At 71.0% G+C, this 17,975-nt stretch carries 16 protein-coding genes and 2 CRISPR repeat arrays; of the genes, 14 read left to right on the top strand and 2 right to left on the bottom strand.

The features are described from left to right. Positions 1-141 precede the first annotated feature (141 nt). From IW245_RS12355 to IW245_RS12310, 10 genes are read left to right on the top strand one after another with little or no spacing between them, the layout of a single operon-like run. Positions 142-924 (top strand): hypothetical protein, encoded by a 783-nt coding sequence (locus IW245_RS12355; RefSeq protein WP_197003320.1) that lies wholly within the window; start codon positions 142-144, stop codon positions 922-924. Further along, a complete protein-coding gene (locus IW245_RS12350) occupies positions 921-1,805 on the top strand; it encodes a glycosyltransferase family 8 protein (protein ID WP_197003319.1) in 885 nt (294 codons plus the stop codon). The genes IW245_RS12355 and IW245_RS12350 overlap by 4 nt, the downstream gene beginning before the upstream one ends. Further along, the gene (locus IW245_RS41575) at positions 1,783-3,282 is read left to right on the top strand and encodes a glycosyltransferase family 2 protein (RefSeq protein WP_197003318.1); all 1,500 of its coding nucleotides are present in this window, start codon (positions 1,783-1,785) and stop codon (positions 3,280-3,282) included. Before IW245_RS12350 ends, IW245_RS41575 begins: the two co-directional genes overlap by 23 nt. Continuing rightward, positions 3,279-3,905, top strand: a complete 627-nt coding sequence (locus IW245_RS12340; RefSeq protein ID WP_197003317.1) for a nucleoside/nucleotide kinase family protein — start codon at positions 3,279-3,281, stop codon at positions 3,903-3,905. Before IW245_RS41575 ends, IW245_RS12340 begins: the two co-directional genes overlap by 4 nt. Beyond that, entirely contained in the window at positions 3,902-4,864 is a 963-nt protein-coding gene (locus IW245_RS12335; RefSeq protein ID WP_197003316.1) for a Gfo/Idh/MocA family protein, read from the top strand. Before IW245_RS12340 ends, IW245_RS12335 begins: the two co-directional genes overlap by 4 nt. Beyond that, positions 4,861-5,784, top strand: coding sequence for a phosphotransferase family protein (locus tag IW245_RS12330; protein WP_197003315.1), 924 nt, complete (start codon positions 4,861-4,863; stop codon positions 5,782-5,784). Before IW245_RS12335 ends, IW245_RS12330 begins: the two co-directional genes overlap by 4 nt. Next, complete coding sequence (locus IW245_RS12325; RefSeq protein ID WP_197003314.1) at positions 5,781-6,203, top strand: cupin domain-containing protein; 423 nt, start codon at positions 5,781-5,783, stop codon at positions 6,201-6,203. Before IW245_RS12330 ends, IW245_RS12325 begins: the two co-directional genes overlap by 4 nt. Continuing rightward, positions 6,193-7,428: a DegT/DnrJ/EryC1/StrS family aminotransferase gene (locus IW245_RS12320; protein WP_197003313.1), complete on the top strand. Its 1,236-nt coding sequence runs from the start codon at positions 6,193-6,195 to the stop codon at positions 7,426-7,428. Before IW245_RS12325 ends, IW245_RS12320 begins: the two co-directional genes overlap by 11 nt. A gap of 17 nt (positions 7,429-7,445) precedes the next feature. Continuing rightward, on the top strand, positions 7,446-8,543 hold the full coding sequence (locus tag IW245_RS12315) for an alcohol dehydrogenase catalytic domain-containing protein (protein WP_197003312.1): 1,098 nt from the start codon (positions 7,446-7,448) through the stop codon (positions 8,541-8,543). After that, on the top strand, positions 8,540-8,848 hold the full coding sequence (locus tag IW245_RS12310; protein ID WP_197003311.1) for a hypothetical protein: 309 nt from the start codon (positions 8,540-8,542) through the stop codon (positions 8,846-8,848). The genes IW245_RS12315 and IW245_RS12310 overlap by 4 nt, the downstream gene beginning before the upstream one ends. Before the next feature lie 62 nt (positions 8,849-8,910). Here IW245_RS12310 and IW245_RS12305 read toward each other — a convergent pair whose 3' ends face one another. Next, positions 8,911-9,936 carry a phosphotransferase gene (locus tag IW245_RS12305; RefSeq protein WP_197003310.1) on the bottom strand — a complete coding sequence of 342 codons (1,026 nt, stop codon included), beginning with the start codon at positions 9,934-9,936 and terminating at the stop codon, positions 8,911-8,913. 86 nt (positions 9,937-10,022) lie between these two features. Between IW245_RS12305 and IW245_RS12300 the strand changes: the two genes are divergently transcribed. Both IW245_RS12300 and IW245_RS12295 read left to right on the top strand, forming a co-directional pair. After that, positions 10,023-10,667 (top strand): hypothetical protein, encoded by a 645-nt coding sequence (locus IW245_RS12300; RefSeq protein WP_197003309.1) that lies wholly within the window; start codon positions 10,023-10,025, stop codon positions 10,665-10,667. Next, on the top strand, positions 10,664-10,849 hold the full coding sequence (locus IW245_RS12295) for a hypothetical protein (protein ID WP_197003308.1): 186 nt from the start codon (positions 10,664-10,666) through the stop codon (positions 10,847-10,849). Before IW245_RS12300 ends, IW245_RS12295 begins: the two co-directional genes overlap by 4 nt. A 2-nt stretch (positions 10,850-10,851) precedes the next feature. Here IW245_RS12295 and IW245_RS12290 read toward each other — a convergent pair whose 3' ends face one another. Continuing rightward, a complete protein-coding gene (locus IW245_RS12290) occupies positions 10,852-11,724 on the bottom strand; it encodes an IS5 family transposase (RefSeq protein ID WP_197003307.1) in 873 nt (290 codons plus the stop codon). 158 nt (positions 11,725-11,882) lie between these two features. On the opposite strand from IW245_RS12290, the gene IW245_RS12285 reads away from it, so the two are divergent. Together IW245_RS12285 and cas3 are read left to right on the top strand one after the other, a co-directional pair. Next, entirely contained in the window at positions 11,883-12,254 is a 372-nt protein-coding gene (locus IW245_RS12285) for a Ku family protein (protein ID WP_197003306.1), read from the top strand. Between the two features lie 663 nt (positions 12,255-12,917). Then, positions 12,918-13,617: a CRISPR direct-repeat array (repeat unit 29 nt; unit sequence GGGAACATCCCCGCGAGCGCGGGGCCGAC). 90 nt (positions 13,618-13,707) lie between these two features. Beyond that, positions 13,708-14,895: direct repeats of the CRISPR family, unit length 29 nt; unit sequence GGGAACATCCCCGCGAGCGCGGGGCCGAC. A gap of 148 nt (positions 14,896-15,043) precedes the next feature. Then, positions 15,044-17,974: a CRISPR-associated helicase Cas3' gene (gene cas3, locus IW245_RS12280; RefSeq protein ID WP_197003305.1), complete on the top strand. Its 2,931-nt coding sequence runs from the start codon at positions 15,044-15,046 to the stop codon at positions 17,972-17,974. Position 17,975 lies beyond the last annotated feature (1 nt).

Raw genomic sequence — 17,975 nt, 5'->3', positions numbered from 1 at the left:
CGCCAAGGGCTGCGCGCCGGAGCGGGGTCGAGACCGAGGAGCGCGAGTGGGCCGGTCGACCTGGCCTTGTCGCTGGACAGCCAGGTGGCGGGGCGTGTCTGGCGGCCGGACGGCCCGGACCGGTGGCGACGGACTGCGCCGGTGGACGGCGCCCTGGCCCCGGTGGTGATCACCAGCGACGGCGGCAAGCTCCGTGTTCAAGCCCCGACCCGTGCTGTGGCTTCCGCAGTGGAAGACGACTTCGGCCACCGGGTGGGTGACCTGGCACTCGGCACCCACCCGGTCCTGGCCGAGTTGGGCCGGCAGTTCGCGGACGTGGCGGTGTTGACGGCCCGGCCGATCGCGTTGCTGATCCTGACGATCCTGGAGGCCGCTGGCATCGGCCCGGATGCGGCCGGGCGACGGTTGGAGGAGATCGACTGGGCGACCGGCGGGTTGGACCTGAGCCGGGTGGTGCAGTTGCCGGCGATCCGGTTGTCGCTGGCGGAGCCGCCGTTGTCCGGACGGCTCCGGCTGGCGTTGCACGGCCTGGCCGAGGGCATCGGCGAGCTGGGCAAGTTGCTGAAGGAGGATCCGGCCGAGGCCCTGGCGGAGTTGGCAGTGCTTCCCGGCGTCGGGCCGGCGACCGCCGTCCGGGTTCTGGCCGGCTCGACCAGGGAACGGCGATGGGTCCCGCCGGCAGGCGGCCTGCTCCGGATCAGCGGGCGTCTGGGGCTCGGCCCGGCCGTGACCACGCGCAACGACGCCCTCGCCGGCCGGACGACCGCGACGATCAGCAGGCTCGCGCCGGACGCCGGCTTGCTCTCGGAGATCTTGATCTGGCTGTCGCGCACCGTCTGCTACGCGAAGTTTCCTCAGTGCGGGCGCTGCCCGCTGGCCCGGGTGTGCCCCAGTTCCGGTCAGGCACGAGAGGTCGCGGCATGAGCGGGTTGAATCTCGCGCCGATCGTGCTGTGTGTCGACGGGCGCTACCGGGAGCCGGGATGTGTGCTGATGCAGTCCCTCGCTGAGGCGCACTCGGAGATGGTCGGTGACCTGCGGGTGGTCGTGGTGCACCACGACCTGCTCCAGCACGACCGGCGGATGCTGCGCCATCACGCCGACCGGCTCGGCCTGTCGCTCACGCTCCGGCAAGTCGACCACCGGACCGGCGCGCTCCCGGTGGGTGAGTGGGTGAGCGAGGCGGTGTACCTGCGGCTGCAACTAGCCGATCTGCTAGCCGACGAGGACCACGTGCTGTACGTGGACTGCGACACCCTCGTGCTCGGCGACCTGGTCCCGCTGCTGGCCCGCCGGATCACCGACCCGCTCGCCGCGGTGCTCGACGCGCAGAATCCCCGGATCGGCCATGGCATCGCCTTGCCCGGCTGGCAGGAACTGGGCATCGAGCGGGGCAGGGAGTACTTCAACTCCGGGGTCATGCTCCTCAACCTCCCGGCTAGCCGGGAGGCGAACCTGTTCGGCCGGGCCTGGCAGTTCCTGGACCAGCACCCGAACGCGGGCCGGTTCTGGGACCAGTGCGCCCTGAACTGGGCCGCCGCCGACAACTGGATCCGGCTGCCGTACCGGTGGAATACCTTCGCCTTGTCCACGCTGGCTCGCCAGAGCGGGTTCGTGCACTACGCCGAGGAGTTCTGTCCGCTGGCGGACCTGCTGGCCGCCGAGGAGACCGCCTCGATCCTGCACTTCGCCGGCTCGCTCAAGCCCTGGAACAACTACCCGCTAGGCCCGCTGCTGGATACCTATACCCGTTTCAGTCGCTCAATCTCGACGGAGGAGTCTCATGTCGGCGTCTTCCCGATCTAGCCGCACCGCCCTGGCCGGCCTACTGCTGGCGGCAGGCATCACAGGCCGCCACGCCGTCGGCCTGCTGGAGCTTCGCCGCTCCCGCCGCGCCCTGATCCGCCCGGCCTGCCCGGACCCGATCGACGTCCCCGCCCCGACGGTGCACCTGGTGGTGCCGGTGCTCCGCGAGCAGCAGGCGGTCGCCAGCCTGCTGGACTGGTGCGCGACGCTGCTGGAGGCGCTGCCGAGCCTGACCCTGACGGTGGTCACCACCGCACGTGAGGACGCCGAACGGCAGCTGCTCGCCGAGCAGATCGCCGCCGCCGGCCCCGGCGCCCTGCGGGCCGGACGGTTCCCGCTCACCGCCGACGAATGCCAGGCCCTGGCCGCCGTCCGACCGACCACGACGGGCGAGGTAGCCGCCGTGCTGGACGGGTTCCTCAGCACCCGGGATGTGGTCGTCGGACTGCTGGCCGAGCCCGCTCTGGCCAAGCTCCCCATCGGCCACCTTCACCACCCGGGTGTCGAAGGTCGCAAGGCCGCCCAGGTCAACCACGCCGCCGAACAGATCCCCGCCGGCGACGAAACGGAGTCCTACCTGGCGGTGTTCGATGTGGACTCCCGGCCCACCGTCGAGCAGATGACACTCATCCTCCGGGAGCTGGCCAGCCACCGGCAGCGCGCCGGGTCCTGGCCCGAGATCATGCAGCAGTCGGCGCTGTTCACCGCCCCGGCCGGATCTGGCGCGCTGGCGCACGGCGCGGCCCGGATGCAGAGCCTCTGGACGCTGCGGCGCGAACTCGCCTCGTTCCGCCGCTACCGCGCCGGCCTCGACCGGTACCCCGCCGGCTTCCGCAGGACGGTGGTCCGGGGCCTGGCCCAGACGGTCGGGCACGGCCTGCTCGTCCGCCGGGACGTCTTCGCGCAGGTCGGCGGGCTGCCCACCAGTACGACGTTGGACGACTTCCCGTTCGGGTTCCAGGTCACGATGGCTGGCGTCCCGGTCCGCTCGGCTCCGATGCTCGGTCGCGCCCCGATGCCCGACACCCTCACCGAGCTGGTCCGGCAGGGACGCCGCTGGTTCAACAACTACTTGGACTATCCGCGGTGTGCCCGCGACGCCACGGCCGCCGGGCGGGGCCGGCCCGTGGAACGGGCGGTGGCCCTGGCCGTGGGCGGCTACCGGGGGACGGGCTGGCTGCTGCGCGGGCCGGCGGCCCTGACCCTGCTGGGGTTGGCGGTGAGCCGGACCGGCTGGCCGACCCGGCTGACCGCCGCCGCCGGCCTGGTCGTCGGGTTCGTCGAGCCGGCCCGTCAGCTCGCTCGGCTGGAGGACCGGCCGGCCGATCCGCTGTCGGTCGCCCACGACAGCGTGGACCTGTTCTGCGCGACGGTCCTCAACAGCGTGGGGCCCGCCTGGGCGGTCGCGGCCCGGCTCGCCGGTGCCCGGACCGCGCTGTCACCGAAGGCCCACCGGATCACCGGGGAGGCGTCGTGATCATCGGTATCGAGGGCACCAGCCTGACCGGCAAGACGACCCTGGCCGCCGCCCTGGCCGCCTCCGGTGCGCTCCGCGATCCGCTGGTGGTGCCCTGCTACTGGCACGCCGCCCCAGACCCGGGCCGCCTGCCACCTGCTAAGGCTTCGAGCGTCGCAGGCCAGCTCGCCGGCCTGGAGGTGTTCTTGTCCGTGGAGGCCGTGCGGCTCGGGCTGGTCGATGCCGGGGTGCGCGAGGGCCGGGATGTGGTGGTCGACCGGACCGCTGACACCCTCCTGGCGCACGTCGGCGCGGTGTCGGCCATGACGGAGGCCGACGCCTACCCGCTGGCCCTCGACCTGATCGCAGCTCGGCGGGTGATCGTCCCGGACCTGACTCTGCACCTGACGGCCCGGCCCGAGACTCTGGCGCTGCGGGCGCGCACCCGGCCCGGGTTCCCGGCCCTGTTCGTGGACTCGTTCTTCGCCACCTTGTTCAACAAGCACTTCACCAATCCGGCAGCGCTGGTCACCCAGCGTTGTGTGCCGGTCGACGCTGACGCGGACCCCGTTGCCGTGCTGGCTACCGCCGTGGCGGTGATCGCCGAGCACAGCTCGGCCCGAACCGAAGGAACCGCAGCATGATCAAGATCGCTGTCGTCGGCTGCGGGCAAATCGCCCAGCGCTGGCTGCGAGTACTCACCGCCCACCCGAAGGTGTCGGTCACCGCGCTGGTGGACACCGACCTCGCCGCCGCCCGGCGCTTGCACGCGCTCGGGCAGGTCGACGCCGTCACCGCGACCACCGTGCACCAGGCGCTGGCGCTGGCGAACGTCGAGGCGATCGTCAACCTCACCCCGCCGGCCGCCGAGCCGGAGATGACCCGGCTCGGGCTGACCCTCGGGCTGCACGTCCTGGCCGAGAAGCCGCTCACCGTCCGGGCTGCCCCCGCCCAGGCGCTGATCGCCCACGCGGAGCAGGTCGGCCGCCGGCTGATGGTCATGCGCAACCGGGCCTTCGACCCCGGCTACAGCGCGTTCGTCCGCTCGGTCGCCGGCCGCGGGCCTCTGCTGGCGGCCGGCGAGACGTTCGTCCAGCTCCGGGCCCCGGGTTTCCGGACCGCGCACACGGCCCTGGCCGATCTCGGCGTGCACGCCATCGAGCAGGCCCGCCGGCTCACCGACGCCCCGGTGATCGCGGTCCGCTGCACCGAACACCCCGCCGCGCACCTTGCCCCGCACGCCGGTCTGGTGACCCTGCTGCTGGAGTTCGCCGACGAGACCGTGGTGTCCTGGCGCGGCGGCTACGCCGGCCCGGGGCTGCGCACCCCGGCGAATGGCCGGTGGAGCGCCGACACCGCGACCGGCTCGGCGACCTTCGACGGCCAGCGTCAACTGCGCGTCGGAGACGAGATGGTCGAGCTGGAGCCGGCCGCACCCGGCTATGAGCTGTGCATCGGGGACATGCTCGCGGTCCTCACCGGGGGCTCGATCACTCCGGCGAGCGTGTCGGCCACCGACCACGCCACCTCGATCAGCGTGCTGGAGGCGGCCACCCTGTCGCTGTCGACTGGCGACCGCATCCAACTGGCAGGTACCCGGTGAGCCCGACCGGGCGGGACCTGACGCCCGCCGAGCAGGCGCACCGCACCCTGGCCTCCGGCTTCTGGGCAGTCCGCGAGCTTTCGGAGATGGTCGGCGGCGTCGACAACCACGTCTTCGCCGCCCCGCAGCCGTTCCTGCAAGACCTGGTCGTCAAGGTTCCCAGGGTGGCGGGCCGGGACCGGTTCTCCTCCGCGCACTGGGCCACCGAGCAGTGCCTGCGGGTCGGGTTCCCGGCGCCCCGGGTGCTGCGCTGGGCGAAGGGCTCCTGCGTGGAGACCCGCATCGACGGCCGGGCCCTGGACGCAGACAGTGCGGACCCGGCCGAGACCCTGGCCGCGGCGATCGAGTTGGGCGCGCTGCTGCGCCGGCTGCACGAGGTCCCGGTCACCGGCTACGGCCGGCTGAGCCCCGGCGGCCGAGGTCAGCACACCAGCGCCCTGACCTGGCTGAGCGCCGTGCGCTGGCCCGACGGCCTGGACCCGGATCTCGCGGGCCGGGCGAAGGCGATGCTGCGCCGGTTCGCGCCGGACCTGGACGGGCGGCCCGCCCGGCTCTTGCACGGGGACCTGACCTGCGGTCACGTGCTCATCGACGGCGAGGGCCGGGTCGCCGGGGTCGTGGACTGGGAGTCGGTGCGGGGCGGTGACCCGTGGTTGGAGCTGGCCGGGGTGAGCCTGCGGTTCCCGGTTGAGCTGGCTGAGCAGGTGCTGCACGGCTACTGCCCGGCCGGACCCGACCGGGCCGAGACGGCGGCGATGGCCGTCTACCGGATCCGCATCGCCGTCGCGTTGGCGGCCTTCCACCTCGAACGCGGCGAACCCGCGGCTCAGCGCTACATCGCGCTGTTGGCCGCCGACCTTGACGACCTGGACGCCGGAGCCCCGGCGGCCGCCCCCCGACCTGTAGGGAGCAGCAGTTGAACACCCCGTTTCTCGTGCGCGGAGCCAACCGCGAGCGTCTGACCCTGGACAACCGGCCCGCCGGCATCGGGGCAAGCTCGGCCGGGCAGTTCGTGATCCGCGCCGACGGCACCGCCACCTTCGACCGGCACCACCACACCACCTGGGAAGCCTGGTTCATCGCCGCCGGGTTCGGCGCCGTGGCCGTCGGCGAGCACACGTTTGACGTGCAGCCCGGCGACCTGGTGTTCACCCCGCCCGGCGTCGACCACGACATCACCGCCGTACGCGGGGGCGCTGAACTGCGGATCTTCTGGATCACCGGAGAGACCCCCGACGGGACACCGCCCGGACACCTGCACCGCGACCCGGTCGACGCCGCGCGGCACCTCGTCCCCGCCGTGCCCGCCCCGATCGAAGGAGCAGGCGATGTCCGGTAGCGCCGGCCTTGGCCTGGAGGTCGGCGGCCGGCCGCGCCGGGTGACCCTGCACTTCCCGAAGGCCGAGCAGTACGGGCCGGCCGAGCACGAGGCGGTCGCCCGGGTGATGGCCTCCGGGCTGCTGTCGGAGATCGACTGCGGCCCGGCCACCCGGCTGCTGGAGGAACGCTTCGCCGCCCTGGCCGGCACCGACCTGGCGTTGTCGTTCAACTCGGGCACCGCCTCGCTGCACGCGGCGGTCCACGCGGTGGAGGTCCCGCCCGGCGCCGGGGTGGCGACCTCCCCGTTGACCTGGGTCTCGGCCATCACCGCCATCGGTCACGCCGGTTCTTTCCCGGTGTTCTGCGACGTCGAGCCGGGCACGGCGAACATCTCCGCCGCCGCGGTCGCCGACAACGCCGGCCGGGTCGGCGCGGTGCTGGCCACGCACGCCTACGGCATCCCCGTCCGCCTGGACGCCCTGGCCCGTGCCGGTCTGCCGGTCATCGAGGACTGCTCCCACGCCCACGGCGCGGTCTACCGGGGCCGGCCGGTCGGATCCTGGGGCGCCGCCGGGTGCTTCAGCCTCCAGCACGCCAAGTTCGTCTCCGGCGGTGAGGGCGGCGTCCTGACCACCGGCACCCGCCGGATCTACGAGCGGGCCATGACGCTCGGACACCATCCGCGCCGGCTCGCCGACGAACTCACCGAACCGGACCTGCTGCCGCTGGCCGTCACGGGGGTGGCCTACAAGTTTCGGATCCACCCACTGGCCGCCGCCATCGCCGCCGCCCAGCTTCTGAGCGTCCCGCAACGCATGGCCGACAGCGAGAACAACCTGGCCGTGCTCCTGGAAGCCCTCGCCGGCCACGGCGCCCCGGTCACCGCACCGGTCCTGGCCGAGGGCACCGTGCGCGGCTGGTACGGCACCCCGCTGTGGTGCCAGCCGAAGGTCACCGACCACCTCGAACTGCGCCGGGTGCTCAAGAACGAAGGCGTGCCCCTGCGGGACCTGTACGAGGACTGGCTGACCTCTCCGGTCCTCCACAACGAGGACCTGTTCCGGGCCTTCTTCCCGGCCGCCACCGGCTACCGGCCCCCGGACCCGGCCGAGTTCCCGCACTACTACGCCGCCCGCCGCCAAATGCTCGTCCTGAAGATCCCCAGCGTGCCGGCCGACGACTACATGGTCCAGGTCGCCGACGCCATCGCCGCCGTGCTCGCCACCGGTCACCACACCCTCTGACCACAAAGGACGCCCTCATGACCATCACCACCCGCGCGGCGCTGCTCACCGCCGCCGGCAAGCCCCTGGAGCTCGTTGACCTCACTCTGCGCGCCCCCGGCCCCGGCGAAGTGCTCGTGCGCACCGAGACGGTCGGTCTGTGCGGCACGGACCTGCACTTTGCCGCCGGCCGCATCCCTTACCGCACCCCGACAGTCCTGGGACACGAGGCCGCAGGCGTGGTCGCCGAGACCGGGCCGGGCGTCACCGGCCTCAAGGCCGGGGACCGGGTCATCGTGTGTGACCGGATGTACTGCGGCGCCTGCGGCCCCTGCCTGTCAGGGAGGATGGTGCACTGCACCGACACCTCCGGCCGCGAACGCCAACGCACCCGCCTCACCCTCGACGGTCAGCCGGTCAACCAGTACCTCGGCATCAGCGCCTTGGCCGAGACCATGCTGGTCGACGCCTCCGCCCTCATCGCCCTGCCTGACGCCCTGTCCTTCGCCACCGGGGCGCTGCTGTCGTGCTGCGTGACGACCGGCCTGGCTGCCGTCTTCAATGACCTGAACCCTGCACCCGGTACCTCCATCCTCGTCGCCGGGTGCGGCGGCGTCGGCATCGCCGCGATCCAGGCCGCCCGCCTGGCCGGTTGCACCACGATCATCGCCGTCGACCCCGACGCCGAACGGCTGGCCGCCTCCACCTTCTACGGGGCCACCCACACCATCGACCCCATCATGAACGACCCGGCCGCCTGCGCCGTCGACCTCACCGACGGGGGCGTGGAGTACGCGGTGGAGGCCGTCGGCGACCCCGAGGCCGCCCGGAGCGTGTTCTGCGCGCTGCGGCCCGGCGGCTCGGCGGTCGTGCTCGGCATGATGCCCGCCGGCGCCGACCTGGTCCTGCCCGGCCGTGCCCTGCGCCAGGGGCGGCGGATCGCTGGCTCCCTGATGGGCAGTGTCCGTACCCCCGTGGACATCCCGCGCTTCGCCCGGCTCGTCCAGGCCGGTCGGATCCAGGTCGAGCCGATGATCACCAGCGCCCACCCCCTAGCCGAGACCAACGCCGCGCTGGACGCCGCCGCGGCGCCCGGCGGCCTGCGCGCGACCATCAGCATGAGGAGCCTGCCGTGACCGAACCCGCCCCGCCGCTCGCCAGTCTCCTGCCACCAAACAGCCGCCGCCGGCAGAGTACCCGCCGGGCCATCAACCTGTTCGCCGGGTCGCTGCTGTTCCTCATCTTCGCCATGGCCCCGGCCGCCGTTGTGCTCGACACCGTGGCCGGCACCCGGCTGATCCCGCTGCTGAAGACGGGCCCTGTCTGGGCGACCGTGGGCATCGTGTTCCTCGTCCTGATCGGGGTGTTCCTGCGCACCCTGCGCCCAGAAGGCGAAGTGATCCTGCCTCGCACACCCAAGAGGGACAGGCAGCCTGCCTAGCCGCACTCGACGGCGCCCGAGCCCGGCCGACCCGAAAAGGGCCCGGCCGGGCGTTGCCGTGCTCAGCGTGGGCCGGCGATGGCCAGCTCGACCAGCGCCTCGTGCTCCAGCCACCACTCCAGCAGTCCGGTCGCCGAGACGAACAGATGGTCACAGCCGTGATCGGCCCGCAGGTAGTGAAAGTCCAGGTGCCAGAAGTCGCACAACCGCTTCCACAACAACCGCGCCACAGCGTCCCTCAACGCCGCGCCGTCGACCACGCCGAACGCCGCCCGGTACCCGGCGGCGAACGCCTCGACCTTCGCCAGGTCCAAGCCGCCGTCCCCGGCCGCGAACACCAGCGTGGCGGTCCGGGCGACCTCCTCACCGTAGGAGCGGATACCGAGCCGGTCCCAGTCGACCACCGCCACCAGGCCGCCATCGCGCCAAAGCAGGTTGAACGGCTGCACGTCCCCGTGCGTCCACCCGCCCGGCCCCACCGGCCCGTCGGTCTCCGGCCGGAGCCCGCGGTGGAACTCGACCAACTCCACCCGCCGCCGGAGCGCCTTGTCCACCAGCAGGTCGAAGTCGTCCAGCTCGACCCTGGAGGCGATCACCTCCAGGAACCGATCGGCCTCATCAATCGCGGCCTCGACAGACGCCGTCCGGCTCGCCGGCAGCGGGCCGCCATCCGGCAGCAGCGCACGGAGCCTGCCGTGCAGGGCACCCAGCTCCGTGCCGAGCAGCCGGGCCTGCTCCACCGACATCTCACCGCCGGTCAGGTGGACACCCTCCACCCACCGGGTCACCGTGAACGCCCCGGAACCCAACTCGAGCACCGGATCCCCGCCCGCCAACACGGGCCCGGCCACCGGTAGCCCCTCGGCCGCCAACACCGCCACCGCGTGCAGATTCCGGCGAGCCTTGTCCACAGGTACGTCCCGAACCCGCTTCACCAGGAACACCCCGGTCTCGGTGGCGAGCCGAAAGTTGTCGTTCATCAACCCGGCGACCACCCGCTCCACCGAACTGACCGGACCCAACTGGAACGCCGTGGTGATCGCCTTCAGGTCGGCAGATCCGAGCTGGTCAAGTACGGGAGACTGCATCAGGTCACCGTACGGACCAGCCCTGATCAGCCGCAAGCGGCACCAACTCGTCCAGCAAGATCGCGATGGCTCGTAGAGTGAACAAAATGACCTCCGGTAGTGCACGCGGGAAGCGGAACGGTCGACTTCTGCTCTGGGACCTGGACGACACTTTGATCAGCTACTCCGGGATCGGAGCGGAGACCGCCACCGAAGTCGCCGCCGCCGCGCTCAGGACTCCGATCAGCAATCAGCCGGTTCGCTCCGGCCGCACCGCCTGGGCCATCCTCCTCGACCTCCTCGAACTCAACGGCATGACCGCCGACCAAGCCGCCGCGACCGCCCCCGGGCTGCTTCCGGAACTGGCCGGCATGGTGGTCGACGAGCGGGGGGTCGACGCACCGAAGCGGGAAGCGGGCGCCCTGGTCGACTTCCTGCTCGCTCAACTCCGGTGGCTGGGCGCGCACCCCGCCGCCGGGGACCTGTGCGACGAGCTGGCCGACCTGGTGCACTCCGCCGACCGCGCCGCCTACCCCAGCCCGCCCGGGCGGACCCAGCTAGGGCGGCGCTGCCTGTTCACCGAGTGCGGCGGCGTGCTGGACGGGGTGGTGCACGTCGACCGCCCGGAGCGGTCGCGCATCGAGTGCGACCTCGACCCGGCCGCACACCGCTGGGCACGTGATCAGTGGATGGCGGTACGCCGCGCCGCGAAGGTCACCCCCGTCGCCCGTCCGGTCGGGATGGCGGCGTGAGCCGGGTCGCGGCGCTGACCGCCGCCGACGTCTCCGCGCTGTCCGGGCGCCCGCTGGGCACGGTATACCGCCTGGCCAGCGAGCAGAAATGGAGGCGCTACCGCGAGGGCCGGGTCGCCTTCTACGCCCTCGACGACGTAGAGCACATGCTCGTAACCACCCCCACACCTAAGAGCTTGTGAAATTACCGGGTTAGTCGGCGGGTCATGATGGTGATCATGGCCCATTGGATGATGGCGGCGTGGTGGTCGGGTCTGCGTTCGTAGTCGCGGACGGTGCGTCGGTGGCGGGTAATCCAGGCAAGGGTGCGTTCGACGACCCAGCGTCTGGGTAGGGCTTGGAAGGTGGTCTGTCCTGCGAGTTTGTTGACGATGTCGATGGTGATGCCGAGGGTGGCGGTGGCCCAGGTGACGAGCTGGCCGGTGTAGCCTCCGTCGGCCCAGATCTTGCGGATGGTCGGGAAGCACATGCGCACCGCGGTGAGCAGGGTGCGGGCGGCGTGGCGGTCTTGGACGGCGGCGGAGGTGACGAGCACGGTGAGGAGGAGTCCGGTGGTGTCGATGACGATGTGGCGTTTACGGCCGTTGATCTTCTTGCCGGCGTCGAATCCCCGGCTGGTTCGGGCGACGGTCTCGGCGGCTTTCACGGACTGGGAGTCCATGATGGCGGCGGTGGGGCCGGTCTGGCGTCCTTCGGCCCGGCGGGCCTGGTCGCGCAGGTTGCTGTGGAGTTGGTTGAGGGTGTTGTCGCCGATCCAGGTCCGGAAGTAGTGGTAGACGGTGCGCCAGGGCGGGAAGTCCACCGGCAGGGCCCGCCACACCCCGCCGTTGCGGGTGAGGTAGCGGATCGCATCGACGATGTCGCGACGCGGATAGGCCACCGGCCTGCCACCACGTCCTGATTCCGAACCGCTGACCGGCACGAACGGCGCCATGATCGTCCACTCGGCGTCGGTGGTGTCTGACGGGTAGCGGCGTGGCCGGACGGTGGGCAGGTGCACGCCAGGACGTGCGGGGGCGGTAGGTGCGCCCTGTCCCGCGACAAGGTAGAAAGACACTGTTGGGCCTTCGTGGTCTGGGCAGAGGTTTCGTCACCAGTGCTCATACCTGAAGGCCCTTCCCCGTTTCACCACGACACGCCAACGCCGCCCCAGACATCGACACACAGCAGCACACCGAACACTCAACCCGTTATTTCACAGGCTCTAAGATGACAATGTCCCTGGTCGAGAACATGACCGCCGACTGGAACCCGCAAGACCCCAGGTTCAGCGACGACTACCGGACCGCGGTCAAGGAACTCATCGACGCCAAAGTGGAAGGCCGCGAGGTCGTCGTACCCGAACGCCCCGAGGCACCCGGGATCACCAGCCCCGCCGACCTGATGGAAGTCCTGAAGGCCTCGGTCGCATCCGCACGCCAAGCCCACCAGCACCACGCCGACGGCGAGCCGGCCGCAGCCGGTCCGAAGCGCGCGCTCAAAGCGGTCCCGAAAGCCAAGGAATCAGCTTCCACCGCGAAGACCACGTCCACGAAGGCCGGGACCAAGACCCCCGCCAAGAAGGCGCGCAGCCGCAAGACGGCCTGAATCACCCCCCATGCGCCACGTGTGCGACGCGGTGGTCGCCCACGTCGTTGCGACCCTCCTCGCGATCAGTCCAAGGGCGGTCCCTCTGGTCAGCCCGGCCGAGCAGCGTCTTGCCCCCGGCCACGGGCGTACCCAGTCGACCTGGTTCAGAGCGGCTGTGGGCCACAAGCGGCTAGCTCGGGTGCTGCGCCCCGAGGGGGTCGGTGCCGTTACCTGTCGCGACCTGGACATCAGGGCTCTCGGCGTGCTGCTCGGCTGGTCGACAGGGGGCTGGGGTTGGCCGACGGGGGAGCTCAGGATGACCTGCAGGTAGTTCCACGCCATGGCCTGATCGTAGGCGTGGACCACTCGACGCTGGCCAAGTTCGCTTCAGTCGGTGGGGTCGCCGGCGGTGCGGCGCAGGTGCCCCACCGCGCCCAGGCAGGGAACGCCCCTGGGTCAACGCCCAGCAAAACTGGCACGACGACTGGGCCGATGAGCACCAGGCCGGACCCGAGCACAGTGAGAGCACCGCCGTCGGGCCCGAGGGGGGAAGGTGCCGAGTTCAGCACGGCCGAAACACGCGCCCGGAGTGCGCTCGTTCATGACTGGCAGGCTACGCCCCAGCTCAAACGGCGATCAGTCCCCGGACGGCGACAGCTTGGGTGGGTCACCCTTCGGTCCGGGAACATCCCCGCGAGCGCGGGGCGGACGGGATCTGGATCGGCTACGACTACGAGTCCTGGGGAACATCCCCGCGAGCGCGGGGCCGACCTGACCGACTCGATCAGCATCAGCGGGCACAAGGGAACATCCCCGCGAGCGCGGGGCAGACCACCAGAGACCCCCGGCGTCGATCAGCCAGAGGGGAACATCCCCGCGAGCGCGGGGCCGACTCCACCGGCATGGCCAGCTCCGGGCGCACGGTGGGAACATCCCCGCGAGTGAGGGGCCGACGCAGCGGGCTGCGTATGGCTCGGCCACCGCACAGGAACATCCCCGCGAGCGCGGGGCCGACCCAGGTTTTCCAGTCCTTGGGGCGCACGTGGTGGGAACATCCCCGCGAGCGCGGGGCCGACGTCCGGAGCATCACTCCGTATTTCGGCGCGCAAGGAACATCCCCGCGAGCGCGGGGCCGACGATCACCCATGAGGCTGGCGAACTGCTCGGGTGGGAACATCTCCGCGAGCGCGGGGCCGACTACTCACGAGGTGTTCGGCCTGGAAGTGACCGAGGAACATCCCCGCGAGCGCGGGGCCGACTTCCTGTTCGCCTACGGGTTCCTGCGCACGGTGGGAACATCCCCGCGAGCGCGGGGCCGACATCGATTCTCGGCGTGGCTATGCCGGGAACTGGGGAACATCCCCGCGAGCGCGGGGCCGACGTCGAGGTTGAGGCACGCTCCCCGGACATCGAGGGAACATCCCCGCGAGCGGGGCCGACCACCTGGGCGTCGGCGAGCACCCCGAACGCGTCGGAACATCCCCGCGAGCGCGGGGCCGACGCGGTGCTGCGGTACCACCTGGACCGCAGCCGGGGAACATCCCCGCGAGCGCGGGGCCGACGCCACGACCGCGTCAGCCCCGTCAAGGAGACCGGAACATCCCTGCGAGCGCGGGGCCGACAGGTAGTGCCGCATCCCCTGGACGGGTCCGGTGGGAACATCCCCGCGAGCGCGGGGCCGACGGTACACGCTGCGTCACGTTGGGCCTTCTGCCGGGAACATCCCCGCGAGCGCGGGGCCGACTGCGTGAACGACCCCGACCTGGCTGACCGAGAGGGAACATCCCCGCGAGCGCGGGGCCGACTGGGCGACGGAGTCCTCGGACGGGTCGTAGGCGGGAACATCCCCGCGAGCGCGGGGCCGACACGGCGCGCGGAGTTTGGATCTTCGTGAAGGGAGGAACATCCCCGCGAGCGCGGGGCCGACACCGAGCACGGCGGCATGGACGAATGGCAGGCGGGAACATCCCCGCGAGCGCGGGGCCGACGGGATGATGCAGGGTGCCACCCGGTCCGGGGAGGGAACATCCCCGCGAGCGCGGGGCCGACGGCGGCGGTGTCGTCGTCCAGGACGGCGACCGGGGAACATCCCCGCGAGCGCGGGGCCGACGGCGAGGTCCGCACCCGGGTCCTGACCGAGGTGGGAACATCCCCGCGAGCGCGGGGCCGACGGGCGGTCACTGCTCGGTCCCGCCAGAGCCGAGGGAACATCCCCGCGAGCGCGGGGCCGACGCCGCAGGGCTCGGGCACTCGCCCAGGTCGACGGGAACATCCCCGCGAGCGCGGGGCCGACTCTCTCGGCGAGCTGTTCACCGGGTCGGCGGCGGGAACATCCCCGCGAGCGCGGGGCCGACTCCACGACGCCGACCTGGTCGGCCGGATCTTCGGGAACATCCCCGCGAGCGCGGGGCCGACCTCCCCGGGGCGGGTGAAGTGGCCGGCCATGGCGGAACATCCCCGCGAGCGCGGGGCCGACGCTACGCCGCCCCACTCGGCCCACCTCGACCGGGGAACATCCCCGCGAGCGCGGGGCCGACACCCTCGACGCGGAGGCGGCGTCCAGGGTGCCGGGAACATCCCCGCGAGCGCGGGGCCGACCTCCTGCCCCTGGAGATCGGCGAGCACACCGCGGGAACATCCCCGCGAGCGCGGGGCCGACGCTTGGTGACCTGGGGCTTTACGGTGCGGGAGGCCCCATTTCATTCAGTTGCATTGCGGTCTGGGGTCGCTGGCGGCATTACATGATCCATCTCGGATTGATCTTGTTCTTGACGGAATTGTCGGTGCCTTGCTCTAGCGTCGTGGGCATGAATGACGCACCTGCGGTTGTCGCTGTTGACTATTGGCGATTCTACGGAGTCGAGGTGCGTGGTCGGGTAGGTGTGCTGTGGGGTAAGTCGGCGATGAACGGCGGCGGGGTGATGAATTTGCTGCTGTCGCACATGTTGGACACGGCTGCGGTGGCAGAGCGGGTGTGGGACTGCTATCTGCCTGTGCGTGTCCGGCGGGTGTTGGATGACGTCGCAGGCGGTGTCGGTCGGGGCCGGCGGTTCTTTGCGTGGCTGTGTGGTGTGCATGACTGCGGGAAGGCCACGCCCGCGTTTCAGCAGGTTGATCCGTTGGGTACCGCCGCGGTGTGGGGGTCGGGTCTGACGTGGGACCGGTATGCGGTCAAGGGAAAGTCGTGGCGGCATGACAAGGCGGGAGCGAAGCTTCTGATCCGGGTGTTGGATGCGGCCGGGTGGGATGAGGCCCAGGTGGACTGGGTGTGGCCATTGATCGCGGGCCATCACGGCTCGTATCCCTCTCGCGGCCAGTTGAAGGCGGGCACGCCCGCATTGCAGGGCAGAGGCGTCGCCTGGGAAGAGGCCCAGCAGGTTCTGGTGGAGGTGTTCACTCGGGAACTGGGCTTTGACTCCGAGAATCCGTTGCTGGCTGTGGAACCGCGCGTGGTGCCGCCGCGTGCGGTTCAGTTGCAGCTGTCGGGGTTTGTGGTGATGGCGGATTGGATCGCCAGTGACCAAACCAAGTTCGGTGGAATTGACGACCTCGACCGGGTCAGCATGGGTGGAGCCCGGGTTCGTGCCGCTGGGGCCTGGGCGGAGTTGGGGCTGCGTGGCGGGTGGGGGCAGTTGCCGACACCGGGTCCGCAGGTGTTTCAGCGCCGGTTCGGCCAGGAGCCGCGTCCCTCGCAGCGGATGGTGCTGGATGCGGTGCGGCGGATGGGCGGCTCGGGGTTGGTGATCATCGAGGCACCGATGGGGGAGGGCAAGACAAAGACCGCGCTGGTCGCCTCGGAGGTACTGGCGTCTCGGTTCGGTGCGGATGGTGTGTTCGTCGGAATGCCGACGCAGGCGACGTGTGATCCGATGTTCGCGCAGGTACGCGACTGGCTGCGCAGTGTGGAACCGGGCCTGGAGAGTCAGGTCGCGCTTCTGCACGGCAAACGCATGTTCAACAAGGAATGGCGCGCCCTGCTGGACGATGTCGGGGATGAGTGCGCCGATGACTGTTTCACCTCGGTCGGTGAGGACATCGACGGTGTGGACGAGTACGGCATGGCGGCCTTCGGCGGGCACGGTGCGGTGGAGCGTCGGGCGCCGGCGGAGTGGTTCCTTGGCCGCAAGCGGGGTCTGCTGTCCCCGTTCGTGGTGGGGACGATCGACCAGCTGTTGTTCGCCGCCACGCGGACCCGGCATGTGATGCTGCGGATGGCCGGGCTGGTGGGCAAGGTCGTGGTGCTCGACGAGGTGCACGCGGCTGATGTGTACATGTCGCAGTTCCTGGAGGAGGGGCTGTGGTGGCTGGGGCAGGCCGGCGTGCCGGTGGTGATGTTGTCTGCGACGCTGCCGTCGGCGCAGCGGCGGGCGTTGGTGGGGGCGTATCTGGCAGGTGCCCGTTCCCGGGAGGAGCGCGACGTGCCCGATCTTCCCGAACCAGCTGGGTATCCGAGCGTGACCGCCGCGTGGCTCGCGGACAGTGGTCCGCAGTTCCTGGTCGACAGCTGCTCGACCTGGCGTGACGACGTGCCCGTGACGGTCGAGATTCTCTCCGAGGCCCCGCAACCCCCGATCGCCTCAGATGAGCCGGACACGATCTCGCCCGCCGATCAGTCGATGGTCAACCTGCTCGAGGACCGTCTCCAAGACGGGGGATGTGTCCTGGTCATCCGCAACACGGTGCCCCGCGCCCAGAGCGCCTATGCGGCCTTGAAGAAGACGTTCGGCGCCGACGTGGTGCTGCTGCACGGCCGTCTTGATGCCGCCGACCGTGCCGAGCGCACCGAGGCCTGCCTTGAAAAGCTGGGGCCACCATCGAAGGACAGGCAACGCCCGGAGCGGTTGATCGTTGTGGCCACACAGTTGGCGGAGCAGTCGTTTGACGTCGACGCGGACCTGCTGATCACAGACCTGGCCCCGATGGACCTTCTGTTGCAGCGCATCGGCAGGCTGCATCGCCATGAGGGGGTGGACCGGCCGGCACGGGTCAGTGTCGCGACGGTGGTTGTGACGGGTCTGGGTTGCCTTGACCCTGATCAGATTCCGTGGATCTTGAAGGCCAGTGAAGGAATCTACGGCTCGTATCTGCTGCTGCGCACCGCTGCCGCACTTGTCGAAGCGCAGCAGGAGGGCTGGCGGATTCCCGGTCAGGTCCCGCAGCTGGTGGAGCAGGTCTACGGGGGTGGGCAGGCTGTGCCCGCGGCGTGGTCGGTCGCAGAACGCGCGGCTGGCGAGACGTGGTCGACCCGGCAACGACGTCGCGCCGAGGCGGCGGCACCGTATCTGTTGACTCGTCTCGGCGAGCACGCCAACCCGACTCTGCAGGCCCTGCACACCGGTGGGATCCGCGAAAGCCTCCCTGAGGGCCGTTTCGAGGCGCTCGTTCGAGACGGAGATCCGACGGTCGAGGTCATTGTCGTTCGCGGTGACGACGATGCCGGGTACCGCACCCCTTCTGGTCGCTCGCTCGGTCCGAATGGGGAGGCCTCCACCAGCGAACTCGTGGAGGAGGTGCTTGGCGCGACCGTGCGACTCCCGGCTTCGTTGACGTCGGTCGTCGAGGAGAACCTTGTTCCGCTGCCGAGCTGGCGCGACCACCCGTGGCTGCGCTACAGCCGCGCCCTGGTCCTGGGACCCGACGGATGGACGCAGCTGGGCGACCTCCAGGTCACCTACGACACCGACCTGGGCCTGGTCGTCAGGGGCGGTGTGCGCCCCTCGCGAGGCGCACGCCCCTGAA

The sequence above is a fragment of the Longispora fulva genome (assembly GCF_015751905.1).
GTDB classification, from domain to species: domain Bacteria; phylum Actinomycetota; class Actinomycetes; order Mycobacteriales; family Micromonosporaceae; genus Longispora; species Longispora fulva.
The sequence above is the reverse complement of the archived record's forward strand: the minus strand, read 5'-3'. Positions and strand labels throughout refer to the sequence as shown.